29 protein-coding genes, 1 pseudogene and 1 riboswitch are annotated in these 25804 nt (G+C 72.0%); of the genes and pseudogenes, 14 read left to right on the forward strand and 16 right to left on the reverse strand.

Features of this window, described 5'->3' with window-relative positions; genetic code table 11:
• Window positions 1-175 precede the first annotated feature (175 nt).
• Together CHF15_RS18040 and CHF15_RS18045 are read left to right on the forward strand one after the other, a co-directional pair.
• Window positions 176-910 carry an ABC transporter ATP-binding protein gene (locus CHF15_RS18040; protein WP_089224828.1) on the forward strand — a complete coding sequence of 245 codons (735 nt, stop codon included), beginning with the start codon at window positions 176-178 and terminating at the stop codon, window positions 908-910.
• On the forward strand, window positions 907-3273 hold the full coding sequence (locus CHF15_RS18045) for an ABC transporter permease (RefSeq protein WP_179279849.1): 2367 nt from the start codon (window positions 907-909) through the stop codon (window positions 3271-3273). Before CHF15_RS18040 ends, CHF15_RS18045 begins: the two co-directional genes overlap by 4 nt.
• A 207-nt stretch (window positions 3274-3480) precedes the next feature.
• Here CHF15_RS18045 and CHF15_RS18050 read toward each other — a convergent pair whose 3' ends face one another.
• The 4 genes from CHF15_RS18050 to CHF15_RS18065 are packed head-to-tail and all read right to left on the reverse strand — an operon-like array spanning window position 3481 to window position 6683.
• Window positions 3481-3903, reverse strand: coding sequence for a hypothetical protein (locus CHF15_RS18050; protein WP_089224898.1), 423 nt, complete (start codon window positions 3901-3903; stop codon window positions 3481-3483).
• Between the two features lie 43 nt (window positions 3904-3946).
• Entirely contained in the window at window positions 3947-4846 is a 900-nt protein-coding gene (locus CHF15_RS18055; protein ID WP_089224829.1) for a metal ABC transporter permease, read from the reverse strand.
• Entirely contained in the window at window positions 4843-5751 is a 909-nt protein-coding gene (locus CHF15_RS18060; RefSeq protein ID WP_089224830.1) for a metal ABC transporter ATP-binding protein, read from the reverse strand. The genes CHF15_RS18055 and CHF15_RS18060 overlap by 4 nt, the downstream gene beginning before the upstream one ends.
• Window positions 5748-6683 carry a metal ABC transporter solute-binding protein, Zn/Mn family gene (locus CHF15_RS18065; protein ID WP_089224831.1) on the reverse strand — a complete coding sequence of 312 codons (936 nt, stop codon included), beginning with the start codon at window positions 6681-6683 and terminating at the stop codon, window positions 5748-5750. The genes CHF15_RS18060 and CHF15_RS18065 overlap by 4 nt, the downstream gene beginning before the upstream one ends.
• A 160-nt stretch (window positions 6684-6843) precedes the next feature.
• On the opposite strand from CHF15_RS18065, the gene CHF15_RS18070 reads away from it, so the two are divergent.
• Together CHF15_RS18070 and CHF15_RS18075 are read left to right on the forward strand one after the other, a co-directional pair.
• Window positions 6844-7323, forward strand: a complete 480-nt coding sequence (locus CHF15_RS18070) for a hypothetical protein (RefSeq protein ID WP_089224899.1) — start codon at window positions 6844-6846, stop codon at window positions 7321-7323.
• A 123-nt stretch (window positions 7324-7446) separates the two neighbouring features.
• On the forward strand, window positions 7447-7749 hold the full coding sequence (locus CHF15_RS18075) for a hypothetical protein (RefSeq protein ID WP_089224832.1): 303 nt from the start codon (window positions 7447-7449) through the stop codon (window positions 7747-7749).
• Between the two features lie 48 nt (window positions 7750-7797).
• Here CHF15_RS18075 and CHF15_RS18080 read toward each other — a convergent pair whose 3' ends face one another.
• A complete protein-coding gene (locus CHF15_RS18080) occupies window positions 7798-8646 on the reverse strand; it encodes a hypothetical protein (RefSeq protein ID WP_245938891.1) in 849 nt (282 codons plus the stop codon).
• Between the two features lie 129 nt (window positions 8647-8775).
• Window positions 8776-9399, reverse strand: a complete 624-nt coding sequence (locus tag CHF15_RS18085) for a TetR/AcrR family transcriptional regulator (RefSeq protein WP_179279850.1) — start codon at window positions 9397-9399, stop codon at window positions 8776-8778.
• 183 nt (window positions 9400-9582) lie between these two features.
• Here CHF15_RS18085 and CHF15_RS18090 point away from each other — a divergent pair, with 183 nt between their 5' ends.
• The 3 genes from CHF15_RS18090 (at window position 9583) to CHF15_RS18100 (ending at window position 11801) form a co-directional block, all read left to right on the forward strand.
• Complete coding sequence (locus CHF15_RS18090; protein ID WP_089224834.1) at window positions 9583-9957, forward strand: nuclear transport factor 2 family protein; 375 nt, start codon at window positions 9583-9585, stop codon at window positions 9955-9957.
• 90 nt (window positions 9958-10047) lie between these two features.
• Window positions 10048-10506, forward strand: a complete 459-nt coding sequence (locus CHF15_RS18095) for a nuclear transport factor 2 family protein (protein WP_089224835.1) — start codon at window positions 10048-10050, stop codon at window positions 10504-10506.
• A 59-nt stretch (window positions 10507-10565) separates the two neighbouring features.
• Window positions 10566-11801, forward strand: coding sequence for an epoxide hydrolase family protein (locus CHF15_RS18100; protein WP_089224836.1), 1236 nt, complete (start codon window positions 10566-10568; stop codon window positions 11799-11801).
• 58 nt (window positions 11802-11859) lie between these two features.
• Here CHF15_RS18100 and CHF15_RS18105 read toward each other — a convergent pair whose 3' ends face one another.
• Together CHF15_RS18105 and CHF15_RS18110 are read right to left on the reverse strand one after the other, a co-directional pair.
• A complete protein-coding gene (locus CHF15_RS18105) occupies window positions 11860-12513 on the reverse strand; it encodes an FMN-dependent NADH-azoreductase (RefSeq protein ID WP_089224837.1) in 654 nt (217 codons plus the stop codon).
• A 65-nt stretch (window positions 12514-12578) separates the two neighbouring features.
• A complete protein-coding gene (locus CHF15_RS18110; RefSeq protein ID WP_089224838.1) occupies window positions 12579-13304 on the reverse strand; it encodes a DsbA family oxidoreductase in 726 nt (241 codons plus the stop codon).
• 86 nt (window positions 13305-13390) lie between these two features.
• Between CHF15_RS18110 and CHF15_RS18115 the strand changes: the two genes are divergently transcribed.
• Both CHF15_RS18115 and CHF15_RS18120 read left to right on the forward strand, forming a co-directional pair.
• Window positions 13391-13849 (forward strand): winged helix-turn-helix transcriptional regulator, encoded by a 459-nt coding sequence (locus CHF15_RS18115; RefSeq protein WP_245938892.1) that lies wholly within the window; start codon window positions 13391-13393, stop codon window positions 13847-13849.
• 241 nt (window positions 13850-14090) lie between these two features.
• Complete coding sequence (locus CHF15_RS18120; protein ID WP_143681585.1) at window positions 14091-14504, forward strand: hypothetical protein; 414 nt, start codon at window positions 14091-14093, stop codon at window positions 14502-14504.
• A gap of 292 nt (window positions 14505-14796) precedes the next feature.
• On the opposite strand, the gene CHF15_RS18125 is transcribed toward CHF15_RS18120, so the two are convergent.
• Entirely contained in the window at window positions 14797-14976 is a 180-nt protein-coding gene (locus CHF15_RS18125) for a hypothetical protein (protein ID WP_089224840.1), read from the reverse strand.
• Window positions 14973-15146, reverse strand: a complete 174-nt coding sequence (locus CHF15_RS43940; protein ID WP_179279851.1) for a hypothetical protein — start codon at window positions 15144-15146, stop codon at window positions 14973-14975. Before CHF15_RS43940 ends, CHF15_RS18125 begins: the two co-directional genes overlap by 4 nt.
• An 81-nt stretch (window positions 15147-15227) precedes the next feature.
• A riboswitch (cobalamin riboswitch) is annotated at window positions 15228-15429 on the forward strand.
• Window positions 15430-15457: 28 nt separating this feature from the next.
• Between CHF15_RS43940 and nicT the strand changes: the two genes are divergently transcribed.
• Window positions 15458-16555, forward strand: a complete 1098-nt coding sequence (nicT, locus tag CHF15_RS18130; protein ID WP_179279852.1) for a Nickel transporter NicT — start codon at window positions 15458-15460, stop codon at window positions 16553-16555.
• Window positions 16556-16642: 87 nt separating this feature from the next.
• Here the strand turns inward: nicT and CHF15_RS18135 are convergent, their stop codons facing one another.
• From CHF15_RS18135 to CHF15_RS18145, 3 genes are all read right to left on the reverse strand, one after another.
• Complete coding sequence (locus tag CHF15_RS18135) at window positions 16643-18127, reverse strand: PepSY-associated TM helix domain-containing protein (protein ID WP_089224842.1); 1485 nt, start codon at window positions 18125-18127, stop codon at window positions 16643-16645.
• A gap of 188 nt (window positions 18128-18315) precedes the next feature.
• On the reverse strand, window positions 18316-18939 hold the full coding sequence (locus CHF15_RS18140; RefSeq protein WP_089224843.1) for a hypothetical protein: 624 nt from the start codon (window positions 18937-18939) through the stop codon (window positions 18316-18318).
• Window positions 18940-19104: 165 nt separating this feature from the next.
• Complete coding sequence (locus tag CHF15_RS18145; RefSeq protein WP_089224902.1) at window positions 19105-20043, reverse strand: GNAT family N-acetyltransferase; 939 nt, start codon at window positions 20041-20043, stop codon at window positions 19105-19107.
• An 86-nt stretch (window positions 20044-20129) separates the two neighbouring features.
• Between CHF15_RS18145 and CHF15_RS18150 the strand changes: the two genes are divergently transcribed.
• The 4 genes from CHF15_RS18150 (at window position 20130) to CHF15_RS18165 (ending at window position 23385) form a co-directional block, all read left to right on the forward strand.
• Entirely contained in the window at window positions 20130-20648 is a 519-nt protein-coding gene (locus CHF15_RS18150; protein WP_089224844.1) for a P-loop NTPase family protein, read from the forward strand.
• Window positions 20649-20767: 119 nt separating this feature from the next.
• Entirely contained in the window at window positions 20768-21343 is a 576-nt protein-coding gene (locus CHF15_RS18155; RefSeq protein ID WP_089224845.1) for a TetR/AcrR family transcriptional regulator, read from the forward strand.
• Between the two features lie 88 nt (window positions 21344-21431).
• A complete protein-coding gene (locus CHF15_RS18160) occupies window positions 21432-22226 on the forward strand; it encodes an SDR family NAD(P)-dependent oxidoreductase (protein WP_089224846.1) in 795 nt (264 codons plus the stop codon).
• Window positions 22227-22362: 136 nt separating this feature from the next.
• Complete coding sequence (locus CHF15_RS18165) at window positions 22363-23385, forward strand: methyltransferase (RefSeq protein WP_089224847.1); 1023 nt, start codon at window positions 22363-22365, stop codon at window positions 23383-23385.
• Window positions 23386-23400: 15 nt separating this feature from the next.
• Here CHF15_RS18165 and CHF15_RS18170 read toward each other — a convergent pair whose 3' ends face one another.
• The 3 genes and pseudogenes from CHF15_RS18170 to CHF15_RS44950 form a co-directional block, all read right to left on the reverse strand.
• Window positions 23401-24786, reverse strand: coding sequence for a hypothetical protein (locus CHF15_RS18170; protein WP_143681586.1), 1386 nt, complete (start codon window positions 24784-24786; stop codon window positions 23401-23403).
• A gap of 54 nt (window positions 24787-24840) precedes the next feature.
• A complete protein-coding gene (locus CHF15_RS18175) occupies window positions 24841-25224 on the reverse strand; it encodes a hypothetical protein (protein ID WP_143681587.1) in 384 nt (127 codons plus the stop codon).
• A 95-nt stretch (window positions 25225-25319) separates the two neighbouring features.
• Window positions 25320-25804, reverse strand: a pseudogene (locus tag CHF15_RS44950) (metallophosphoesterase); the annotation flags it as partial.

Genomic DNA, 25804 nt, shown 5'->3' on the forward strand with positions numbered 1-25804 from the left:
GCCTCGGCGGCCGGTTCCGGGGCCTCGCGTACATCGGGCGCCTACATCGCAGGGATGACGTTCCGGCAGTTCATCCCGACGCGGTACGGCAAGGGGTCCGGGCGGGCGACGCGCACGGGCCGGGCGCGCTCCTAACGTCCAGGGCGTCCGATGCCCCCACCGAAGGAGCCCTGCCATGACCGTGCCGCTGATCGAACTGCGCGGGGTGAGCCGCCGATACGACGACGGCCCGCCCGCCCTGCACGAGGCGTCGCTGACCGTGCGGCCCGGCGAGGCCGTCGCGATCCTCGGCCCCTCCGGCAGCGGCAAGTCCACGCTGCTCAATCTGATCGCGGGCCTGGACCGGCCCGACACGGGGACCGTCACCGTGGACGGGGTGCGCGTGGACCGGCTGGGCGAGGCCGGGTCGGCGCTGTTCCGGCGATCGAAGATCGGCATGGTCTTCCAGTTCTTCAACCTGCTCGACGACCTGACCGTCGCCGACAACGTCGCCCTGCCCGCGCGGCTCGCGGGCACGGCACGCGCCGACGCCGACCGCCGGGCGGCCGAACTCCTGGAGAGCCTCGGCATCGACCGGCACGCCCGCGCCCACCCGGGACGCCTATCCGGCGGCGAGCGGCAACGCGTCGCGGTGGCACGGGCGTTGATGAACCGGCCGGCCCTGCTCCTGGCCGACGAGCCGACCGGAGCCCTGGACACGGCCGCCGGACAGGACGTCAGCAGACTGCTTGCCGGACTCAACGCCGAGGGCCAGACGATCGTCGTGGTCACCCACGACCTGGCGCTGGCCCGGTCCTGCACGAACCGTACGGTCCGCATCGCCGACGGCAGGATCACCGAGGACGTCGGCTCGCAGGCCGCCGCCCCGGAAACCGCCGCCCCGCAGGCCGCCTCGGAGGCCGTCCGATGAGCGCGCTCGGCACGGTGGTGCGCTCGGGGGTGGGACGGCGCCGGGTGCAGACGCTGGTGATCGGACTCGCCACCATGATGGCGGTGGCCGCCTCCGTCCTCGGCGGATCGCTGCTGGTGGTCTCCGGCGCACCCTTCGACGACGCCTTCGCCAGGCAGCACGGGGCGCATCTGTCCGTCCAGTTCGACGCGGGCAGGGTGAGCGCCGAGCAGCTGTCGAGGTCCGAGGACGCCGAAGGGGTGAACGGTGCGGCCGGGCCGTTCCGTACGGCGACGGTCACCCCGCGGTCGGACGGGGCGGGCCCCGGGTGGCCGATGACGGTGGCCGGCCGGGGCGATCCCGGCCGGGAGGTGGACGAGGTCACGCTGCTCGACGGGCGATGGCCCACGCACTCCGGGGAGATCGCGCTGTCCGCCGACTCCACGCTCATCCCCACCATGGGCATGGACGTCGCCTTCCCCGATCTGCCCGGCCGGCCGACGCTGACGGTGGTGGGCGTGGCCCGCTCGGTCACACAGACCGCAGACGCCTGGGTGGTTCCGTCCCAGATGCCGGCGCTCACCGAACCCGGCAGCGGCGGCTACCAGATGCTCTACCGCCTCGCCGACGCGGGCACCGCAGCGCGGATCACCGCGGGGGCCAGGGCCGTGACGCGATCCCTGCCGCAGGGAGCGGCCGTGGGGCGGCAGTCATGGCTGACCGTCAGGCAGACCGCCGAGCGCGACACCGCCCTGTACGTCCCCTTCCTCATGGCGTTCGGCGTCCTGGGCCTGGTCATGTCGGTGCTCATCGTCGGCAACGTCGTCGCGTCGGCCGTCGGCACGGGAACGCGCCGCATCGGCATCCTCAAGGCCGTCGGCTTCACGCCGTCCCAGGTCGTGCGGGCGTACGTGGCCCAGGCGTTGATCCCGGCCGCGGTCGGCACGGGGCTCGGTGTGCTCGCCGGCCACCTGCTCGCCGTGCCCGTGCTGGCCGAGACCGAGGAGGTCTACGGCACCGCGTCCCTGGTCATCGCGCCCTGGGTCGACCTGGCGGTGATCGCCGGGGTGCTCGGCCTGGTGGCGGTGACCGCGTGGGCCGCTGCCTTTCGGGCCGGGCGGTTGCGTACGGTCGATGCGCTCGCCGTCGGGCGCAACGCTTCCGCGGGACGCGGCCGCCCGGCGGCCCGGCTGGCCGGACGCCTGCCGCTGCCGCAGCCGGTCGCCCTGGGCCTGGCCCGGCCCTTCGCGCGGCCCGCCCGCGCGCTGGCCATGGGCGCGGCGGTGCTGTTCGGCGCCGTCGCCGTCACGTTCACCGTGGGGATGGGCGCCTCGCTCGGCCAGGTGACGAAGGCCAGGGCCCATGATGCCGCCGATGTCACCGTGCCCGCGCCCCCGCCGGACTTCGGCCCCCAAGGCCCCGGAACCGCCCCCGGTCCCGGTCCGCAGAGGCAGCCCAAGGCCGATCCCGCCGCGGTGACCGCGGTCATCGGGGCCAGCACCGGAACCGGGAAGCACTACAGCGCCGCGAAGGTACGGGCGACCGTGTCCGGCCTGACCGGCACCGTCGATGTGATCGCCTTCTCCGGCGACGCCTCCTGGGGCGGCTACACGATGGTCTCGGGGCGCTGGATCGGCGGGCCCGGCGAGGCCGTCGTCCCGACCCCCTTCCTGACCGCGACCGGCACCCGCATCGGCGACACCGTCACCCTGAACGGCCTGGCCGCGCCGGTCACGGTCCGGATCGTCGGCGAGGTTCTCGACCCCCGCAACGACGGCATGCAGGTCTTCACCGACGCCTCGACCCTCCAGGCCGCCCACCCCGATCTGACGGAGACGAGCCATCACATCGCGGTCAGGCCGGGCACCGATGTCTCCGGCTACGTCGACGCGCTGAACAGGGACCTGAAACCGCTGGGCGTCACCGCCCGCACCGGCGGGCTCGGCAACGGCGGCGACATGGTCGTCACGCTCAACGCGCTGTCCGTGACGCTCACGCTGATGCTCGTCGCCGTCGCCGCGCTCGGCGTGCTCAACGGCGTGCTGCTCGACACCCGGGAGCGCGTCCGGGAGCTCGGGGTCCACAAGGCGCTCGGCATGACGCCCCGTCAGACCATCGCGATGGTCGTCACCTCGGTCGTCGTGACCGGACTGGTCGCGGGCGCGCTGGGCGTGCCGCTCGGCGTCGCCCTGCACGGTCGGGTCATTCCCGCGATGGGCGACAGCGTGGGACTCCGCCTCCCCGATTCCGTCATCGCCGTCTACCACGCGGCCGAATTGCTCCCGCTCACGCTCGGCGGCCTGCTCATCGCCGCCCTGGGCGCGCTCCTGCCCGCCGGCTGGGCGGCGAGGACCCGCACCGCCACGGCCCTGCGCACCGAATAGCAGGTCAGGCCCGGGACCCGTCCCTCAGGCCGGGCCGGGTCCCGAAGCGAACGAAGGGTGACAGGGCAGGTGATGACCTGCATGGTCGAACACAGGGCTCCCCGGTTCCCGCCAGGTCACCTCCACGAACAGCTGATGGCCCTCGCGCACGGCGCGTCGTGACGGAAGGAGCCCCGGCGGGAAATCCGCCGGGGCCCCTTGCCGAGGTCAGCTTCTTCGGGTGAGGCGGAGATCCCCGGCCCGGCTCTCGCAACGGAACGAGAGCGCGAGGGCGACGCGCCCGGTCACCGGTTCGAAGTCCTCCCGTGCCGTCAGGACGCTCTCCCCGATGTGCTCCGCGAACGGTGTCGTTGCATCGAGCGCTCCCACGGTGACGAGCCCCGAGTCGCCCATGTCGTACCCGGCGTGCGGCTCCGAGGTCTCGACGACCAGGCACCAATCCGACCCGGTCGTGATGTGAACCGCGTGATCACTCTCATCGATCAGCCACACATCGAGCGGGCCGGCGGGGTCATCGGTGCCGTACACATGCCACGACGCGACGACCTTCGCGAGCCAGCGCCCCACCAGGCTGCGCGCGCTCACTTCAGCGCCATGAAGTGGGCACTGGCTCGGTGCTTCGGACTCCATCGGGCGACCGTACCGCCCGGCCGTCCGGGGAGAGCGATGGAACTCAGGCGCGTACCACCTCGCCCCCAACCCCCGGCACAGCGGGAGCCGTTCGCCGGTGCCGAGCACGTCGTGCTCCGATCAACCGGCACACGGCGTAGAAGAGGAACGAGATCGTCGTCACGTAGGGGCTGATGGGAACGCTGCTGCCGAGGGCGAGGAGAATGCCGCCCTCTGTGGCGAGTACGGCGAACAGCACGCTCAGCAGGGGCAGGAGCACCGGGGAACCCGTCACCCGGGAGGCCGCCGCGGCGGGGGTGACCACCAGGCTGAGCACCAGGAGCGCCCCGACGACCTGTACCGACAGGGCGATCGCGAGTCCGAGGACGAGCATGAAGGCCACGGACAGGCCCCGGACGGGCAGACCGCGTGCTTCGGCGACCTGCGGGTCGGCGCTGGCGAAGGTCAGCGGACGCCAGATGGCGGCGAGGACGACCAGCACCAGCGCGGACACCGCGAGCATCCATCCGGTCCGTGGGTCGTCGATGGCCACGATCTGCCCTGTCAGCAGGCCGAACTTGTTGGCCGAACGTCCCTTGTAGAGGGCGAGGAACAGGACGCCGAGCCCGAGCCCGAACGGCATCAGGACGCCGATGGCCGAGTTGCGGTCCCGGGCGCGGGCGCCGAGCGCGCCGATCGCCAGCGCGGCGACGAGCGAGCCGGCGATCGAGCCCGCCACCACGTTCACCCCGAGCAGCAGAGCCGCCGAGGCGCCCGCGAAGGACAGTTCGCTGATCCCGTGGACGGCGAAGGGCAGGTCCCGGAGCACCACGAAGACTCCGGTCAGTCCGCCGACGAGCCCCAGCACACCACCCACGATGAGGGAGTTGCGCACCAGACCCAGCAGCGCGCCGTAGTCCTGGAAGTCGAAGATCTGCTGCCATGTCCCGGCCGCCGTCATCATGGGCGCGCTCCGTCGGTCTCGCGTGCGTGCTCGGCGTCCGGTCCCGGGTGGTGCACCGGTTGCTGGTCGTGCGCTCCGACGACGACGATCCTGCCCCGCACGCGCAGCACGTCGACCCGCGAGCCGTACAGGGCCGACAGCGATCGCGAGGTCAGCACCTCCTCCGGCGGGCCGATGCGGTGTCCGTGCGGGGCGAGGTAGAGCACCTGGTCCACGAGGTCGAGGACGGGGTTGATCTCATGGGTCACGAACACCACGGCGGTCCCGTGGTCCCGGCGCCTGCGGTCGATGAGTTCCGTCACCGCCCGCTGGTGGTGGAGGTCCAGGGAGAGCGTGGGCTCGTCGCACAGCAGCACGCGGGGATCGGTGGCCAGGGCCTGGCCGATGCGTACGCGCTGCCGTTCGCCGCCAGAGAGGGTGCCGAGGGGTGCGTTCGCGTACGCCGACGCGCCGACGGCCTCCAGGACGGCGTCGATGCGGTGCCGGGTGGCGGCGCCGCGTCCGCGGAGCCCGAGCCGAAGCCCGAACCGGTGCCCGTCCAGGCCGTAGCCCACCAACTCGCGTGCCCGGACCACGTCGTGCGCCGGAGCGGTCCCCTGCTGCGGCACGTAGCCGATGTGGCGCGCGGCCCGCCGCGGATCGGCGCCGAGCACGCGCAGGGAGCCGAAGGTCAGTGGCCGGCGCCCCAGAAGGGCCTGGACCAGACTGGACTTGCCGGAGCCGTTCGGCCCGAGGACCGCCCAGAACTCCCCGGGCCGCACATCCAGGTCGAGTCCCTTCCAGAGGATGCGGTCCCCGTACCGGAGGCCGCCGTTCGTCATCCGGATCAGCGGCGCCTGCCTGCCCGGGACGTCGGCGTCGCCCGCGCGGGGCCCGGGTACGGACGGCGGGGTCTCCCCGGTCACTTGTTCAGGGCGTCGGCGAGTGCGTCGACGTTGTCGTTCATCCACGTCAGGTAGTCCTTGCCCGCGGGCAGCGTCTCGGTGACGGGCACCACGGGCACACCGGCCGCGTCGGCCGCCGACTTGACCTTCTCCGTCTGGGCGCCGGAGGTCTGCTCGTTGTAGACCAGGGCCTTGACCTTCCGGTCGGAGAAGAGGTCCAGGGTGGCCTGGAGGACCTTGGCGGACACGTCGTCGCCCTCCTCGACGGCCTCGCTGAACTCCTCGGGTGTGCGGTTGGCCAGGCCGGACGCTTCGAGCAGGTACAGCGGCACCGGCTCGGTGATCGCCACGCCCTCGCCCGCGTGCGCGGACTTGAGGGAAGCCTCCTTGTCCTGCAGCGCGGTGAGGCTCTTCTTGAAGGCCGCCGCGTTTCCGGCGAAGGTGCCGGCGTTGTCCGGGTCCGCCTTGCCCAGGGCATCGGCGATACGGTCGGCGACCTTGCCCATCGAGGGGAAGTCGTACCAGACGTGCTCGTTGAGTTCCCCGCCGGCCGGGGCGGTCCGGCCCGAGACCTCGACGGCGTTGACGACCTCCGGGGAGGCGTTGCCGCTCCCCAGCATCCGGTCGACGAAGTCGTCGTACCCGCCGCCGTTCTCCACCACGACCTTCGCCTTGGAGAGGGCGAGCTGGTTGCGGGTGCCGGCCTCGTATGAGTGCGGGTCCTGGGCGGGGTCGCTGATGATCGAGGTGACGTCGACCCGGTCGCCGCCTATGCGCTCGACGATGTCGCCGTAGACGTTCGTGGAGGCGACGACGGTGACCTTGGAAGCGGAAGCGGAAGCGGTGCTCCCGGCGCTCGCGGCCTCGTCGGATGAACCGCCGCAGCCGGCCAGCAGGCCGAGCGATGCGGCGCCGGCGAGCAGTCCGGCGAGACGGGAAGGGGTGCGGGACATGGGGGAGCCTCCAAGGCCGTAAGGGGTGCACGGACGACGCGTGCGGCCGGGGGCCGTACGCACCCGCGCAGCTTAGATGAAAATGAATACCAGTTTCGACATGGGGTGGGCAAGGGACCCCCGCGGGACCGTTCACCGCATGCGCCCGGATACTGCTGGGGTGCTGTTGACGCTGATCGACGAGGTGGCGGACGAGCCCCTGGGGTGGTTGAGCGCGGCCGAGGAGGACCGGGGTGCGCTGTCCGTCGCCGAGGTGGTGGCGGCCTTCGAGCGGACTGCTGCCGCCATCCGGCAGCGCATTCGCGAACGGGCCTTTTCCGGGGTCGCGACGTTCTATGTGTGGCACGACGAACAAGCCGGGCAGCTTCGGTGCTCGACCGGTTCCGTTTCCCCGGACGCGTTGCCGTTCGGTGCTGCCTACGCGGCTTCCGGCCGCCTCGCCCCGATCGTCGAGAGATTTCTGGCCGACGGCGAGCCGGGCCGCGTCGCCTGGTCGGACCTGGACGACGTGCGGAGCCTCTCGGGGCAGGCCGAGCCGGAGGTCGCGCCCCTCGATGTCTGGGTCAGCGGTGTCGGAGCCTCAAGCCGGCCGCTCCCGCCCGGGGCCGACGGCGGTCGGCGAGCCCGTGGCTCCGGGTGACTGGCTTCGATGCGAAAACGGGTATATGTCGGTAAGTGTCATGCTCACCGGGTGGTGACCTCTTCGCTGGCAACCGGCACCCGGCGGCTCGTGCACCTGCGAGGCGCCACGGAAGGAGCCCAGATGACGAGCGCAAGCCCGCACAGCCCGCACGACCAGCACACGCACACCCACGGCGAAGGCTGCGGCCACGTGTCCGTGCCGCACGGGGACCACACCGACTACGCCCACGACGGGCACATCCACCGCACCCACGACGGCCACGTCGACGAGTGCGTCGCGCCGGCCCACGCGGTTCACGAGGACCACGCGCACCGGCACGCGGAGGGTTGCGGCCACGTCTCCGTGCCGCACGGCGATCACAACGACTACATCCACGACGGGCACCGTCACGCGGCCCACCAGGGGCACTGGGACGACCATTGACGGCCGTGGTGCCGCGGGAGCGGCTCCGGGCCGGCGCCAGGCCGGAAGTCAGGCCTGACGCCGGCCCGGGCTCCGCAGCGCCTCGTCGATGTTGGCCCGGTACGTGCGCAGTGCGCGCAGGCCGGCGGCGTAGTGGCCGCGGTGGCGTGAGATGTCCGCGGCCTGCTTCTCCGCCTGTACGGCGTGCCAGAGTTCGGCCGTGTGATGGCGGCGCTTGCAGGCGACGTCAGCGACGGCCGTGCCCCGTTCCCGCTCTGTGTGGCGGGTGTTGCCGTCGCTGCCACGGTGCCAGGCGCTGTCCACGTACGCCGCGACGGGGTCCGGATAGCGGGTGAATCCCTCCGCGCCCATACAGCGGGACCATGCGTCCCAGGCTGCCCGCAGGCGCGGGTCGCGCCTGACCGCCTTGTCCACCTCGACCGTTCGCCGGGCCGCGTAGAGCCAGTCCGAACTGAAGTCGATGCCGCGCCCCAGTCGCCGGCCCGCCTCGGAGTTGCAGTCGGGCCAGTCCGCGTATTCGGCGTCGGTCATGCGGCGGCCCTTGGACCGGGCGGCCGCTGCCGGGTCCCAGCCGTAGCCCCAGCGGCGGGCGTCGTCCGGATCGAGGACGCCGTAGTCGGTGGTGACGGCTACCCCCACGACAGGGTCGTGGGGGTAGCGCGGATCGAGAGGGAAGTCCGGGTGGCCGCGGTCCGCCATGCACTGCCGCACGAGCAATGCCGATGCCCGCTGGGATCGCTGGTAGTCCCGCGGTGTGAAGCTGTAGCGGTCGAAGGGAAGGGGGCCGAGGTCCGACGCCGTACGGACGACCTCCAAAGGCTCCGGGCCGGAGGCGCAGATCGCCGCCAGCACCGCCACCCCGGCCGTGACGCCCAGCCGCCACCCCCACCTCACCATGACCCGGGATGCTAGCGGGTGGCATGTACGCGGTCGGCCGCGGGCTGCCCCGGTGGCCGAAGTGCCGCTGACGTGGCCGACCTTGGGGGCTGGGCGGGCCGCTGCGCCGGAGACCCCCGTTCGCCCCGGCTACCGTGCGGCGGGCGGGGGCGGCGGCGGGGGTGCCCAGGTCCGCAGGTGGTCGACGGTCACCGTGAGTGCGGTCCGCAGTGGGGCCGTGGAGCCGGTGATCCGGCCCATCATGGCTCCGCCCTGGACGGCGGCGAGGACCGCTGTGGCGAGTTCGTCCACGTCGGCGTCCTCGCGGAGCAGCCCGTCGGCCCGCATCGCCGTCAGCCCCTTGGTGAGGGCGGCGTGCCAGCGTTCGAGGTGGTCGGCGAGCAGTTCCCGGACACCGGGAACGGTCTGCGGCGACTGCCCGCTGAGGGCTGTCAGCGTGCAGTAGCCGTCGCCGTCGCCGGGGGCGTTGAGCCGGAGGATGAGCTCCTGCCACTGCTCCCAGGCCTCCCAGCTGTCGAGCCCGTCGAGGAGTGGGCGCTGCTGCTCCAGGACGCGCTGTGAGCAGTCCTCGGCGACGGCGAGCAGGAGCTGGGTCTTGCCCTCGGGGAAGTAGTGGAACAGCTGGCTCTTGCTCGTGCCGGTGGCGGCGCGGATGCCGTCGAGACAGGTCTCGGCCGCGCCTTTGACCGCGACGAGCTGTGCGGCGCCCGCGATGATGCGCGCCTTGGTCGCCGCACCCTTCTTCGTCAGCATGGCGCCACTATAAGTGACTGGACTTCCCGGTCCAGAGGGTGCTCCCCAGTTCTGGACTTGCGGGTCCAATTTCCCCCGTCCATGCTGGCGGCTGTCAGGAGATGGACCCAACGGTCCAGTCTGCTCCCCTGCCCTCATGGCCGCGCCCGCCCCGGCGCGCGAGGCCGGAAAGCGAGTGAATCCATGCCGGTCGACAACGACGCTCTGGTCCGCGCATTCGTCGAGGCGTTCAACGCCAAGGACACCGACCGTCTGCTGCCCTTCCTCCACGCCGACGTCGTCTTCCGCAACTACGGCGACGACGAGATCCGCGGCCGGGACGCCCTGCTGGAGATGTGGCGGAACGTCTTCCGCACCTTCGAGCGGGTCGAGTTCGAGACGGTCCACCAGGCCGTCAACGGTGACGTCGTCATAGCCGAGCAGGTCCACGGCCTCGCCCTCCCGGGCGGTCCACTGGCCCCGGTGATGAACATGGCGGTCTACGAGATCCACGACGGCCGGATTGCCGCGTGGCGCGACTACACCAACCCCGTCCACGCCCGCACGCTCCTGAGCTGAACCGGGCGCCCGTGCCCCGCCGGTCCCCGAGTCCGTCCGGCCCCGTCGCCGGTGGCCGGGCGTCCATCCCGCCCCGTAAGGAGAACCACGATGAACGACGTCGAGCGCCTGACCGCGATCGAGGAACTGCGCCGCCTGATGGCGCGGTACGTCCGCTACGCCGACCAGAAGCGGTGGCAGGACCTGGCGGGCCTGTTCACCCCCGACGGCAGTTTCACCCCTCACAAGCCCGACGGTTCGGTGTGGCTGCGGATGAACGGCCGTGCGGACATCGCCGCCACGGTCGGTGCGAGCAGCGGCCCCGACGACGTCCTGGTCCACCACCTCTTCTCCGACGAGATCGACGTCGAGTCGGCGACCGGCGCCCGCGGCACCTGGTCGATGGAGGACATCATCACCCGGCCCGAGGACGCCGAGGTCAACCCGGACTTCCCGTTCAGGGGCATGCACGGCTACGGCCACTACCACGCCCGTTTCGTCAGGACCGGCGGCGCCTGGTACATCGCCGAGCTCGAACAGACCCGGCTGCGGCTGGACTTCGCCTACTGACGGTGCCCCCGTCGCACGGTACCCCCCACCTTCCCCCCTCGCGAGAAAGCAGTGCACCCATGGCCGACAAGCACACGTCTCCGTCGCCGGAACGCTTCACCATCGACGTCGCGCAGGACGTCCTGGACGACCTCACGGACCGCCTGAGGAAGACGCGCTTCTTCGACGACCTGGACAACGAGGAGGAGTACTACGGTGTGAGCACCGCCTACCTCAAGCCGCTGGTCGAGTACTGGGCCGACGGCTTCGACTGGCGCGCGGCCGAGAAGCGGCTCAACGTCCACGAGCAGTTCACGGTGGAGATCGACGGTACGCCCGTCCACTTCGTCCGCAAGCCCGGCAAGGGCCCGAACCCCACCCCGCTGCTGGTCCTGCACGGCTGGCCGTGGCCCGGTGAGTTCAGCCACCCGCTCCTCGACCCCCTGGCGGACCCCGCCGCCCACGGCGGCGACCCGGCCGACGCCTTCGACGTGATCATGCCGACCCTGCCGGGCTTCGCGTGGTCCACCCCCCTCACGCGGGGCGACCTCAACTACTGGAAGATCGCCGACATCCTCCACACCCTCATGACCGAGGTGCTCGGCTACGAGAAGTACGGCTCCCTGGGCTCCGACTACGGCGCCCTGGTCACCAGCGCCCTCGGCCACAAGTACGCCGACAGCCTCATCGCCCTGCACTTCGGCCACGACCTGCCGCCGGGCCTCTTCCAGCACGACCGCTACTGGGACCTGACCATGGGGCAGCCCGTCCCCGCGGACGCCTCACCGCAACTGCGCGACGACATCATGAAGTTCCACTCCACCTACGCCTCCCACGTCGCCGTGCACATGCTGGACGCCTCGACGCTGACGCACGGTCTGAACGACTCCCCGATCGGCATGCTCGCCTGGCTGCTGCAGCGGTGGAAGAAGTGGAGCGACAAGAACGCCGACTTCGACGCCGTCTTCTCCCGCGACTTCGTCCTGACCCAGGCCACCGTCTTCTGGGTGACGCAGTCCATCGGCACCTCGATCCGCATGTACCGCAACACGGTCCGCCACCCCTGGACGCCGTCGCACGACCGGCGGCCGGTGGTCGAGCCCCCGGCCGGCTTCACCTTCCTGCTCGGTGACGTCTACCCGCCCGGGGTCCGCACGGTCGAGGAGCGCATCGCCGCCTTCGTGCACGGCCCGTCGTACGACTCGTTCAACGTGGTCAACGTCAATGCCCACCTGAAGGGCGGCCACTTCGGCCACTTCGAGAACCCCGAGGCCTTCGTCGGCGACGTCCGCGAGACCTTCCGCAAGGTGCGCTGACCCCCGTCGCCCGACGCCGACGCCGACGGGCAGGCGCCCCGGCCGGCCTCCGGCCCGGTCAGGCGGCGGCCGGGGCGGCGGGCCCGGCGATCTCCAGCGCCTGACGGCGCGCCCGCGCGTGCGCCTCCTCCAGCGAGGCGCGGTGCTGGGGGAGCAGGTGCCCGAGCGAGGGGACCGTGGGCGCGTAGGTCAGTTCGGGAGTGATGGGACGGACGTCCAGGCCCATCAGCCGCGGATCGCCGAGGATGGTCTCCAGCGCCGGCATCAGGAAGTCCTTGCCGTGCTGGGGCGCCCCGGGGCCGTAGCCGCCGCCCCGGGCGGAGACGACGACGGCGGGGCGGCCCGCGCTCGGCGCCGGGCCGGGCAGCCCGATCGTCCTGCCGACGATCATGACGTGGTCCAGCCACGCCTTGAAGACCGAGGGCATCGCGTAGTTGTAGAGCGGCACGGCGAAGAGGTAGGCGCCGGCGCCGAGGAACTCCTCCACCAGCTCGTCCTGGAGCCGGGCCGCGGCCTTCTGCTCAGGGGTGTGCTCGTGGGCGGGGGTCGTACGGGACAGGATGCCGGCCGCGTCCAGGTGGCCGACGGGGTCGAGTGCGAGGTCGCGGCGGACGACGTCGCCGGACCAGGCGGCGGTGAAGGAGTCGGCGACCTTGCGGGAGACGGACGCGTCGCCGGAGGCGGAGGCGTCGATGCGCAGCAGGTAGGACATGGTGGTGGCTCTTTCGCTTGCGTACGTGTGGTGACCGGGTGCCGGGCCCGGTGGGCCCGGGTCGGTCAGGGCGCGGGATGCGGGGGGACCACGCAGCCGTCCGGTCCGCAGGCGGCCGCGGCCGTCCCGCCGAGGACCGGAAGGGGCCGGGGCTCCGGGTGGGCCGCTTCCCAGGCCCTGGTGATCGCGGCCAGCAGCTCCTCGGTGCCGACGGCGCCCGGTACGGCGTATGCGCCGTCCAGGGTGATGAAGGGCATCCCGCGCGCCCCGAGGCGCTCGGCCTCGCGCTGGTCGGCGGCCACCCGGGCCAGGTAACGCCGGTCGCGCAGCGCCTCCGCGGCCTCCTCGCCGTCGAGGCCGGCCTCGACGGCGAAGTCGAGGACCTGCTCGATGGTCCACAGCTCGCGCCCCTGCCCGAAGTGGGCCCGGAACATCGCCGTCCACACCTCGCCGCCGCGCCCCTGGTCGGCGGCGAGGGCGAGCAACTCGTGGGCGTGGTCGGTCGGCCCCAGGGTCCGTTCCAGCGCGTGGAAGGGCTCCAGCCCCTCGGCCCGGGCGGCGCGCTCGATCGGCGTGAAGATCTGCTCGCCCCGTGCCTCGGAGATCCCGTGGCTGTCCAGCAGACGGCGCTGCGTGATGCCCGCGCGGGGCAGGTCGGGGTGGAGCTGGAAGGAACGGTGGACGATCCGAACCTCGTCTGCGTGCTCGAACCGCTCCAGCGCCAGCCGCAGCCGGTTGTCGGTCAACGCGCAGTACGGACAGACGATGTCGGACCAGAAGTCGATCTGCATGGTGGGCCTCTCCCGAAACTCACTTTCTGTTCGTAGCCTCACTCTGCATTAGTGTGAGAAGCGATACAAAAGGCACATTGATGTGCGTGGGTCACGGCAGGGAGGCGGCGGACGTGGGCGGCGGCAGCGGGATGCGGCAGGGACGCACGAACGTGAGGGCGAGCGTGCGGCGCGTACCCGGTCCGTGCGCGCGGTGGGGCGACGGCGACGCGGACTTCATCCGCGAGATCCTCGACCTGGTCGGCGACAAGTGGAGCGTGCTGATCATCGGCACCCTCTCCGACGGGCCCGTGCGCTACTCCGACCTCGCGCAGGCCATCCCCGGCATCTCCCAGCGGATGCTCACCCTCACCCTCAAGCAGCTCCAGCGCAGCGGCCTGATCGACCGCACCGCCCACGCCGAGGTCCCGCCGCGCGTCGAGTACTCCCTGACCGCGCTTGGCGGCTCCCTGCTGTCCACCGTGCTGGAACTGGCCTCGTGGTCGGCGGAGCGGCACGCGGAGATCCGCCGCCACCAGGAGACCTACGACGCGGGCACCGTCTAGGAGTTGGCGGAGCGGAGCTTCGCCGTGTTCCGCACGCGGGCCGTCGGCAACCGTCTCGACCGGGGGCCACGTCGCAGGGGGTTGCCGACGCTGATCGCCAGGACTTTTTGAGCGCGTTCAAATATGCTGTCCCCGGGGTGCGAGGGCCGAGGTGGCGGATCGCGTGGGGAGGGCCGGCATGGGTCGGAGTGTTCGGGGCCGGGGTGTTCGGGGCCGGGGTGCCGGCGTGGTGGTCGCGTGCATGCTCACGACGTCATGCACGGGCGGGCTCGCCGCAGCGGTGTGGGCCGCGGAGATACCGGCGGATCAGCTCACAGGACGGTGGACCAGCGGGTCGGGCACATCGCTGACGTTCCGCGAGGATCACACGTTCAGCAGCGTCAGACCTGCCGGCATGCCGTCGGCGACCCATTGTGTTGATCCGTCGGTGCTGGCATCGGGCCGATGGGCGTTCGAAGTCTTCCCCGAGGAGGGCGGGTTCGGCACTTACGACGAGACCGCCATGCGCGGAAGCGTGGTCTCACTGCGGTTCGCCGACGGCGGCTGCGAGGTGACGGCCTATCTGTTCGGCGACGAGGACGACCCTGTGCTCTGCCCGACCGATGACACCGATATCGGCTGCCCTGAAGAGGACTATCTGAAGAGGACTACCTGAAGCGTGAGCAGGCAGCACCGGAAAGCCCCTGAGTGTGCCGGGGGAGCGGTGGTGGAGGACGACCCGAGACAAGAGCGCAGTAGTTGTCGTCAGGGAGAGTCCGTGCGGATCCGGAGGTATTCCACGTTTGCCGGCGTCGTCGAACACAAGCCGTCCGGTTCCTCCGCGGCGCCCATCGCGCTGAGTCGTACACAGGTCGTGGCCACATCCCACACGTCCCGCCTCCCGGCCCGTTCTGTGTCCTGGGAAGGCGTGCATGTTCGGGTTCACCCGAATTCGGCGGGCGCAGGCATCAGTTCCCGGCTCGGCTACGAACGAAGCGGCTGCCAAGGCCCGCGAGGGCGACGGCAAGCAGGACTGTGCCGATCGAACCGTCGGATTGGGCGGTTCCGAAGCCGTGGATCACCGTGATGACCGCGGCGAGGAGAAGACCGCCTCCCAGCAGGCGACTCCACGTGAGGCTCGCGTTCATTGCTTCCCCCTGATCGTCGTGATTGCCATCCGCCTGTCCTGGCCGGCCTCGTGGACGGCCGGCAGCAGTGCGAGACGTCCGGGATCGGCGAGGAGGGGAACCGGCTTGCCCCGGGCGGCCACGGACTCGCGGACACGGTGGCCGGCGCGCTCGGCGGGAACGAGGTGCATGGGCCTCATCTGCACAGGCCGGGGACGTGATCTCCGATACCTGTCCGGCTGCGCAGCCTTGCAGGCGTCCCACCAGGCCTTCTAGGGTGAGGGCGCCGTGGTGCTCGGGAAGACCGGTGACAGCTGACACAAGCTCACTCCGGAGCGGCCCTCGCCACTGTGATCGGGTAGTTCCCGCCTCTTCCGCCGTCGGCGGTGCCACTGGCCTTTCAAGGGCCGGGAAGGCAGAGGCGGGCGCGCTTCGCCCGTAAGCCAGGAGACCGGCCGCGGCATCTCACGAAGTGATCCACGAGGTGCTGGAGCGTGACCGCATGACCCTGCCCACGTCCGACCTGCCCGCGGCCTTCCGCTGGCGGCGCGAGGACACCGTCCGTACCGTCGGCCTGATGGCGGTGATCGTGGCGCTCCACGTCGTCGCCTTCGGGATCCTCTTCCTCCTGGTGGTACCGAACCACTACGAGGTCGGCTCCAAGGCCTTCGGTCTCGGCCTCGGCGTCACCGCCTACACGCTGGGCATGCGGCACGCCTTCGACGCCGACCACATCGCCGCCATCGACAACACCACGCGCAAGCTCATGGCCGATGGCAAGCGCCCCGTCTCGGTGGGCTTCTGGTTCGCCCTGGGGCACTCCAGCGTCGTCGTGCTCCTGGCGGCCCTCGTGGCCGCGGGCACGCAGCTCGCCGGCACTCTGGCCGACGAGGACTCCAGTGCCCACCAGACGCTCGGGGTGGTCGGCACCACCGTCTCGGGCACCTTTCTGTACGCCATCGCAGCGCTCAACCTCGTCGCGCTGACGGGCATCCTCCGGGTCTTCAAGAGCATGCGCCAGGGGTCCTTCGACGAGTCAGAACTCGAGGCGCACCTGGACTCGCGCGGCTTCATGAACAGGATCCTGGGCCGGCTGACGAAGGCGATCACGCGCCCGGGCCAGATGTACCCCCTGGGCTTCCTGTTCGGGCTGGGCTTCGACACGGCCACCGAGGTGGCCCTCATGGTCATGGCCGGCAGCGGGGCCGCGGCAGGGCTTCCGTGGTACGCGATCCTCTGCCTGCCACTGCTGTTCGCCGCCGGCATGAGCCTGTTCGACACGCTCGACGGCACCTTCATGAACTTCGCCTACCAGTGGGCGTTCTCCAACCCGGTCCGCAAGGTCTACTACAACCTCACGATCACCGGCCTGTCGATCGCGGTCGCCTTCCTCATCGGCACCATCGAGCTCGTCGGGGTCCTCCACGACAAGCTCCACCTGACGGACGCCTTCACCAGTTGGATGGCCGCACTCGACCTCGACAACGTCGGCTACGTGATCGTCGGCCTGTTCGTGGCCGTATGGGCCGTCGCGATCGCCTACTGGCGTTTCGCCAAGGTGGAGGATCGCTGGGCCGCGCGAACCGCCGGCAGCGGCTGACGCCCGCCCGGTCGTCAGACGCCTCCGGTCCGGCACGGTGAATGTGCCGGACCGGAGGCAGTGCCTGTCCCGTTTTCCGCTGTGACGTCAGGCGCGACGAGGCCTCAGGCAGAGACCGATCACGACGTCCACGACGAGGAAGGCGAGCAGGGTGATGCCAAGGAGGGGCAGTGCCCAGCCCAGCGCGGCGACCAGCGGGACGCCGACGATCAGCACCGGCAGGGGCACCTGCCGCCACGTCCCCCGTGCCGGGGCCTTGCCGACCGCCGCCGTGCGGTCGTCACGGGTGGGCCGGCGCTGCCACCACATGCGGTAGCCCCACACGATGACGCAGATCAGCCCGAGCGCGATCAGCGCCAGCAGGATCTGGTTGACGATGCCGAAGAGCAGCCCCATGTGGGCCTGGACGCCGAGCTTGCTGAGCTTGGCCAGGACCGGGTAGTCCGCCCACCGGCTCTCCGAGGTCACCTCGCCCTTGGCGGCGTCGACGGCGACCTGGTCGTAGTGGACCGGCCAGAGGGCGTCGTCCTGGGCCACCGTCCAGGCGCTCTCCGCGTCCGCGGGCGGCGTCAGCTCCACCCGGCCGCCCAGCCCGGCGTCGCGGGCCACCGCGAGGACCGCGTCGAAGTCGGCCGGGTCCGTCGACGCGGCGCCCTGGCCGGCGCCGTGGCCGGCGTGCCCCGCGTGCTCGCCCTCGGCCGGGGCGGTTCCGCCGGGCAGTGCCGTCTCCAGTTCGGGCGCGTGCCCCTTGGCCGCGTCCAGCAGCTGACCGAACCGGTCCCCCGCGTAGTGGGACCACGTCAGGCCGGTGGCGCTGAGGGCCAGCAGGCCGACGGCGATCCACACGCCGGTGGCCGCGTGCCAGCCGCGGGTGCGCCGTACGCCGCGGGCGGAGCGGTCCGGCAGGAGAACGCCGCGCGCCGACCTGGCGCGCTGTCCGCGGGCGCGGCCCAGCCACAGGACGAGACCTCCCGCCACGATCACCCACAGCCAACTGGCGGCGAGCTCCGAGTACATGCGGCCGGTCTCGCCGAGGTGCAGATTGCGGTGCAGGTCGTCCAGCCACGTGGTCAGCGGCGTCGAGCCGAACCACGTGATGAGGTCGCCCTTGACCTCGGCGGTGTACGGGTCGACGAACACCGTGCGCTGCTTCTCGTCCAACTCCGGCAGGGACAGCACCACTCGCGTGGTGTCCTCCGGGCCGGGAGGGGTGATCACCGAGGCGAGCGTGCCCTCCGGGTGTGCCTTCCGGGCCGCCGCGATCTGCTCCGCGAGCGGCCGCGGTTCGCCCCCGGCCTTCGCCACGGTGAGCTGGTCGCCGTAGACGAGCCGGTCGAGCTGCGGCGTCAGGGTATAGGCCAGCCCCGTGAGCGCGGCCACGAGGAGGAAGGGGGCGACGAACACCCCCGCGTAGAAGTGCAGCCGCACGAGCAGCGCTCGTACGGCGCTCCATGAACGGCCCGGCCGGGAGGGGCCGGTCCCTTGAGGAGTCGGGACCACGGCGGGGCGGGCGGCCTCCGCCACGGCCTCCTCGCGGTCGTCTCTGGGCGCGTGTTCCTGTGTCGAAGACATGTGTGCATCCCCATTCGGCACCCGGCGCGCAGGGCGCGGGCGCTCGCGAAGTCGACGATTCGGTCCGCCTCGACGGCGGTACGGCGTGACACGCCCGCCGCACCCGGGAGCGCGTGGAGGCGCCGGGCAGGCAGTGCGCGCGGGCACGCCGGACTGCGTCCGTCATCGCGCCGGGGCGAGACGGACGGTCAGAAGGACATCGCGGGCTTCGGCGGGCCGCGGCGCGTGACGCCGTGCCACAGAGCCACCTGCCGCGGCAGGCGGGGAGGGGCGAGGAAGGAAGCGGGCCTCGCGGGGTCCGGCGGGTTGACGGCGGCCGGGACGCGTACGACCAGGCGCAAGGGAGCGAAGAGGGAGACGGCCAGGGAGCGGCCGAGCTGGAAGGCCGCGGCCTCGCCCCGCCACAGCCACAGCCCGCACAGCACCGCGGCCAGGGCGTGGGCGGAGACCATGCCGATGGACCCGTCGTCCATGGCGGCGGTGGCCATGGGCATGGCGTCCGCGGCCGGGACCGGATGGCCCGCGGTCATCTCGCCGGTGCCCGCGGGGGCGGTGGCGAAAGCCTGGGCGAGATTGAACCAGCCGTGCAGGGCGAACTGGGTGGCGACGGTCGCCCCGGTGACCGCCGGAGCACCGCGCTCACGGCGACCGGCCAGCCACCACGCGCCGGCGGTGGTGGCGGCGAACGCGTACCCCACCGCCCAACCCGGAACGGCCCGCGACATCAGGGCGTGACCGAGACCCGTCACCGCCACGCACACGGCCGCGAACACCGCGGCGCGCGCGAGACGGAAGCCAGGCCCGGACGTCATGACGAGCAATGATGCCAGTCGCCACCCGAATGAGGGATGGGGCGCGCGGAAGCACCCGTGGCGCACGGACAGTTGTGCTAAACGCCCGGGATTCCGGACGCGCCGGTCGACGGCAAGTGAACGCGGCGCCCCGACCGGCGACCCGGCGCAGGTTCCGTCGTCAGGTCACGCGTTCCCGGGAGCCTCCAGGACCAGGCGGATCTCCGTCACCTTGTAGCCGGCGCGGTCGAAGGCGGCGGCCATCGGGGCGTTCGTGGTGTCCGTCGTCGCCGTGATGCGCTCGGCGCCTTCGGCGGCGTGGAAGCGGGTGATCTCGGCGAGGATCTCGTCGATCAGGCCCCGGCCGCGCTGCTCGGGTACGACGCCGAGGTAGCCGACGTTGCGGTTGTACGGTGTGGCGGAGGGGACGGCCAGACCGGCGAGGGTGCCGTCGGGGAGTTCCGCCAGCCGCCACCAGGAGCGCTCTCCCGGGCAGTCCAGGTAGAACCGCAGGTCCTCCTCGGCCAGTTGCCCCGCGTCCTTCGTGCGCAGTTCGTCCAGGGTCGCCTGGTCGAGGCTCCCGGCCGACACCCGGACGAAGGCCCCAAGGAACTCCTCGTCGCCGCCCTCGCGGAACGTCAGCCGGCCGCCGGCCCCCGGCAGTCCCGCCGCCGGCGTCCACTCGTAGCGCAGCCGCTGGATCTCCCGGTTCAGCCCCGTGCGCCGGCCCGCTTCGCGCCGCCAGGCGACGGCCTCGGTCAGTGCTGGGTGGCTCCGCCAGTCCGCGGGGAGCGACATGTTGTACAGGGGGCGCGTGCCGAAGGCGGCGTGCCCGGCGTCGAGCAGCGCGGTGGCGACGGCGGCCGGATCGGCGACCGTGGAGCGTACCTGGAGGCAGTCGAGGGCGATGGGCCGCGCGCTGTCGGCGCGGCCCCACCACAGGGCGCGGGCGAGGACCCGTCCGTCCTCGTCCTCGGCGAGCCAGGTCCATTCCGGGCGGAACCGGTCGGCGGCCAGCTCCTCCTGTACGCGTTCGGCGGTCAGGGCGGCGACGGGACCGTCGGCGGGGTACGCGGCGGCACGGTCGAGGGCGGTGGGGTCCGCGGTGGCGGGCAGGAATCGCATCCGGCCCATGATCGGGAAGGGGCGGCACCGGAGCAAAGCATTAACCACCGCCTGCGCCGCGGGGACCCGGGATAGGGTGCACGCTCGTGGAGCGGATCTTGGTGGTGGGTGTCACGGGCTCGGGCAAGTCCACGCTCGCGCGGGCCCTGGGCGTTCGACTGGGCTTGCCCTACCACGAGATGGACGGCCTGTACTTCAACGGCCCCGGCTGGGCGGTGAACGGCGCGTTCTCCGAGGATGTGGCGCGGCTCGCCGCCGGTCCCCGCTGGGTCGTCGACTCCCTCGGCTATCCCGACGTCCGCGATCTGCTGTGGGGGCAGGCCGACACCGTGGTGTGGCTGGACTACCCCCGGCGCGTCGTCATGCCCCGCGTCCTGCGCCGGTCCGTGCGGCGCACCGTCACGCGCGAGGCGCTCTTCGGGGGCAACCGGGAATCCTGGACCGGCTGGCTCAGCCGGGAGCATCCGGCATGGTGGGCCTGGTCCCAGCACAGGGGCCGTCGTCTCGAGATCGAACGCCGCGCCGGCGATCCCCGCTTCGCGCCCCTCGACACGCACCGCTTCGGCCGTCCCGGGGAGACCGCGGCCTGGCTGGCCTCCCTCTGACCCCGGTCACCGCGTGCGCGTACCGCTAGGGAAGCTCGATCGCCGCAGGTCAGGGGCGTTCCTGTCACTCCCGTCCGCTTACTTTATTGAACAATCCACAATCGTGTTACGCTTCCGACATGGGACGGAACGGGGATTTCGACGTCGACCGCGCGGTCGACAGGGCGATGGACCTGTTCTGGCGGCGCGGCTGCACCGGGACCTCCCTGCAGGACCTCCTCGACGTGCTGTCGATCGGAAGCCTCGGCTTCTACGCGGCCTTCGGTTCGAAGGAGCAGTTCTACCGCCGCGCCCTCGAACGGTGCTCCGCTCTCCAGGCGGAGGACCTGGTGAAGATCCTCGAGCACGCGACCGAGATCCGGCCCGCGGTGCGACAGGTCCTCGCCGCCATGACCGAGGGGGATCGAGCGGACCCCTCGCCGGGTTCCCCTGGGGCCGGCGAGGTCACCGGCAACGACGCCGGGCTCTCACCGGCCGAGCGCGCCGTCGCGGCGTTGCGCAAGGTCGAGTCGGCGCTCGCGGGCGCCCTGGACCGGGCCAAGGCGCGGGGTGATCTTCCGCCGGGCAAGGACCCGGTCGAGCTCGCCCGCTTTCTGACCACCTTCGTCCAGGGTCTTCGGATCCTGGGCAGAGCCCGGCTCGGGCGCTCCTTCGTCGAGGACGCCCTCGCCGTGGCGATGCGCGCCCTGGACTGATCGCGAGCGGGCCGCTCCCCGGGCGCGACGAGCGGGTCCCGTTTCCGCATGCCTTCATTCTGTATCGATTACTCCACAAAGGATTGTCATGGAACTCCACCTCAAGGACAAGGTCGCCGTCGTCACCGGAGCCAGCAAGGGCATCGGCCTGGCCGTCGTCGAGGCGATGGCCCGCGAAGGCGTCCACGTCGTCGCCGGCAGCCGCGCCTCCACGCCCGAACTCGACGCGCTGGCGGCCGACTACGACGTCGCGGTCGTGCCCGTCGACCTGGCGACCCCGGACGGGGCCGAGACGCTGGTCCGCCACGCCGCGGAGCGGCACCACCGGATCGACATCCTCGTCAACAACGTCGGGGCCGCGGAACCGCGCAACGGCTTCCTCGAGATCGGCGACGCCGACTGGCAGCGGATCTTCGACCTGACCTTCTTCAGCGCCGTCCGCGCCAGCCGCGCCGCACTTCCCCACCTGGTCGGGGCCGAGGGCGCGGCGATCGTCAACATCGGCTCGATCAACGCCCGGTTGCCCTTCCCGATGGTCGTGGACTACTCGGCGGCCAAGGCCGCGCTGCACAACTTCGGCAAGTCGCTGTCCGAGGAGTTCGGGCCGAAGGGCGTCCGCGTCAACACGATCTCTCCCGGCCCGGTCCGCACCCCGTTCTGGACGGCCCCGGGCGCCTTCGCGGACGCCACCGCCGCTGCTGCCGGAACCACGGCCCAGGAGGCCCTGGACGTCGTCGTGCCCCAGAGCATGGGCATCACCTCGGGCCGGATCACCGAGCCGCAGGAGGTCGCCGACCTCGCCCTCTTCCTGGCCTCGCCGGTGGCGGGGAACATCACCGGCGCCGAGGTGGTCATCGACGGCGGCCAGATCAAGACCCTCTGAGCGCGCCCCCTCCGCGGCCGAGCCCCTCCCCTCGGCGGGAGTCCGGGCTTCCGGCCCGGCGTCGCGGAGCGGCGTTCCCCGCGGCCGCCGCACCTGACCATCCCGAGAATCCGTTGCTGAGCGAATGGAGACACCCATGACCGTCGACGAACCGATCACGCCGGAGCCGATCCTCCAACTGGGCCTGGGGTTCATGGCGTCGAAGACCCTATTGAGCGCAGTGGAGTTGCAGGTCTTCACCGTCCTGGCGGCCGGCGGCCGGGACCGCGATTCCCTCGCCGGCGCGGTGGGCCTCCACCCGAGGTCCTCGGCGGACTTCCTCGACGCCCTGGTGTCGCTGGGCCTGCTCAACCGCGACGACGACGGCGTCTATCACAACAGCCCCTCCGCCGACGTCTTCCTGGACCGGGCCAAGCCCTCCTACGTCGGCGGAATCCTGGAGATGGCCGACACCCGCCTCTTCGGCTTCTGGGACCACCTCACCGACGCCCTGCGCACCGGCGTCCAGCAGAACGAGGTCACCCACACCGGGGCGCCCTTCTTCGCGACGCTGAGCCAGGACCCCGTCGCGTGGCGCAACTTCCTCAACGGCATGAACGGCGTCAGCACCCCCCTCGCCGGCGCGCTCGCCGCCGACTTCGACTGGACCGGCCGCCGGCACGTGGCCGACCTCGGCGGCGCACTGGGAGCCGTGCCCGCCGCAGTGCTGCGATCCCACCCCGAGATGACCGGCACAGTCTTCGAACTTCCCCCGGTGCGGCAAGTGTTCGACGAGTACGTCGCCGCGCACGGCCTCTCCGACCGGCTCTCCTTCCACGGCGGCGACTTCTTCTCCGACCCCCTGCCTGCGGCCGACGTCTACGTCATGGGCCAGATCCTCCACGACTGGAACCTCGAGCAGCGGCGGTTCCTGCTCCGCAAGGCCTACGACGCCCTGCCCGACGGCGGCACCCTGATCGTCTACGACGCCATGATCGACGACGACCGGCGCCGCAACACCTACGGCTTCATGCTCTCGCTGAACATGCTCATCGACACCGAGGGCGGCTCCGAGTACACCGTCGCGGACGCGACCCGGTGGCTGACGGAGGCCGGCTTCGCCAAGACCAGCGCCCGCCCCCTCATCGGCGGTTACACGGCTGTCTACGCCACGAAGTGACCGGCGCGCCGCCGGTCAGCGCACCGGCGCGCTCCCGCCGTCGCGGGTGACGACGTGCATGGCCCCCTCGTGCAGGTCGAGGCAGGCGGTACCGGCCGGCTGCCCCGACCGTACGAGGGGGCCCGGGCCCCGGAAGGCGGCGGTGCGCAGCCGGAAGGCCTCGGGGCCGGTGCATTCGACGGTGCGCAGCCGCCACGCCGCGGCCGGAACCTCCTCCGTGCCGGGCGGCAGGGCGAGTTGGAGCCGTGCGCCGGCCGGGCGGTCCGTGCCGTACTTGGTGTGGGCCGCCGTCCAGGAGGCCATGACGAGCACCGCCTGCGAGGGCTCCCCGGTGAGGCGGCGGGGAGTGCGTGCGGTGGGCCGGGGCGCGTCGACGAGGGCGGGCCCGCCCCGGTCGGTCCAGGTCCGGATCAGGTCTCGGAAGGCCGCCTCGCGGCGGCGGCCGCCGAGCCGGGACCCCGCGGCCAGGACCGCCCGGCCCGCACCGGAGTAGGCCCGGCACAGGTCGAGCACGGGGACGTGGTCCGCGCGGGTGGCGTAGCGCACCGAACGGAGTTCCAGCATGGCGCGGTGCATCAGGGCCGCGGCAGCGTAGCCGTCGGTGCCCAGGCGGCCCTTGACCGGCGGTGCGGACCGGCGGCCCGATCCCTCGGTACGGGGCGGGGAGACCGCGTCAGCACGCCGGCCGGCGGCGGACAGGTGCCATGAGCGGTCGTCGAGGCTGAACTCGCCGGCCGCGGCGCGGAGCCGGCCGGCCGTGCCGAGAGCAAGCTCTATCCCGTCCGGTCCGGGGTCGAGTGCCGCTCCCTGGGTGTCGGAGAGGTCGAAGACGCTCTCGGTGACGTCGTCCAGCCACATGTCCAACAGGGCGGGTTCCGGCGAGGTGTTCCGCTCGACGGCGTACACACGGGGGACGACCAGTTCGAGGTAGGCGCTCAAGCGCGTTCCCACCCGCTCCACTTGGATGTGGCGCACCGACGCTTCCGCCAGATCGTAGTCCGGTAGCAGCGGGTCGAGGTCCCGCCGGGTGATGCCGCCCATCGGGGCCATGACGTGACCGAGGGAGTCGCGGCCCGGGACCCACGGCCGGGTCGGCGGCAGGACGGCGTCGAGTTCGTAGCCGGCCGGCGCGGCCTGCTCGCTCATCCACGTACGCCGCCGTGCGCTGAAAGAGGCCATCCACCGCAGCGCGGCCAGCGCCCGGCGTTCGCGTTCCCGGGCACGCGAGGTGCTCACGGCGAGGAAGAGCGGGTACAGGTTGTTGTCCCACACGTCCGCCGCCGCGCGGATCGCCTCCCGGTCGAACCGGCGGACGTCCTGCGCCGCCTCCGCCATCTGCTCGATCGAGCGGTCCAGCAGCGCCGACAGCACCTGTGCGGCCGGCACTTGGGGTGAGGTCATCCGGTGATCGTCGCACACCGCGCGGCCCGCCCCCGCTGCGATGGGCGGGGCGTCTCATCCGTCCGAGGGCGGCCCCGGCTCCGGTTCCTGCGCCAGCGCGATCCGGCGCGCGCGCACGTGGTCCCGCACGGTGGAGTACGAGGCGGCGGTGAAGTCCTCCTCCGTGCGCAGGCGTTCGATGACGCGGCTGATGGTGTGCCGGGAGCCGGGCGGGGTGCCGAGGTCCTGCAGCAGCATGCGGTCTATGGCGTCCTTGACGGGTTCCAGCAGCAGGGTCCGCGGGGGCCGTCGGCGTGCGGGGGAGGGGAGGGACAGCGCCTCCGCGACGATCGCCAGGGAGACCCGGTGGCGCATCGCCAGTTGCTGCGGCGGGGTGTCCGGCCGGAGCCGGTGGTCCTCCCGGATCCGGTCGAGGATCCAGTCTCGTTCTCTGTACACCGGCGTCTCCATGTGCGGTGCTCGGTGGTGCGTGCGACTGCCTGCCGGGCCGCCCCCGCCGGGTCTGTCGGCGGGGGCGGCGTCACGCTCGTGGTTCAGCTGAGTGCGGTGAGGGTGAGGGTGGTGGTGTAGGTGCCGGGGTCGGTTGTGGTGGGGAGGCGGAGGTCGAGGGTGGCGCCGAGGGTGCCGGTGCCTTTGGTGTGGCCCGCGGTGGCGGAGCCGAGGGTTGCGGAGGTGGTGAGGCCGTTTCCGCCGTCGATGCCGGGTGTGATGGTGGTGCCGGGCTGGGCTCCGGCGCCGTGGGTGAGGACGGTGGGGGTCCAGCCGAGGTACTTGCCGGGCAGTGCGCCGGTGAAGTCGCCGACCTGGCCGGAGACGGACCAGGCGGGGGCGCCGGTGCGGGTGTCGGTGACCTTGACGGGCCCCAGGTCACCGGTGGACTGCAGGTAGGCGCCCTTGTTGACGGCGTCGGTCAGGGTGACGGCACGGTCGCCGGCGTCGATGGTCCAGGTGAACTCACCGGCCTGCTCCGGCACCGTCGCCGTGATCGTCTGCTCGCCCTCCGACGACGGCGGATCCG

It is taken from the genome of Actinacidiphila glaucinigra, from assembly GCF_900188405.1.
In the GTDB taxonomy this organism is placed as follows: domain Bacteria; phylum Actinomycetota; class Actinomycetes; order Streptomycetales; family Streptomycetaceae; genus Actinacidiphila; species Actinacidiphila glaucinigra.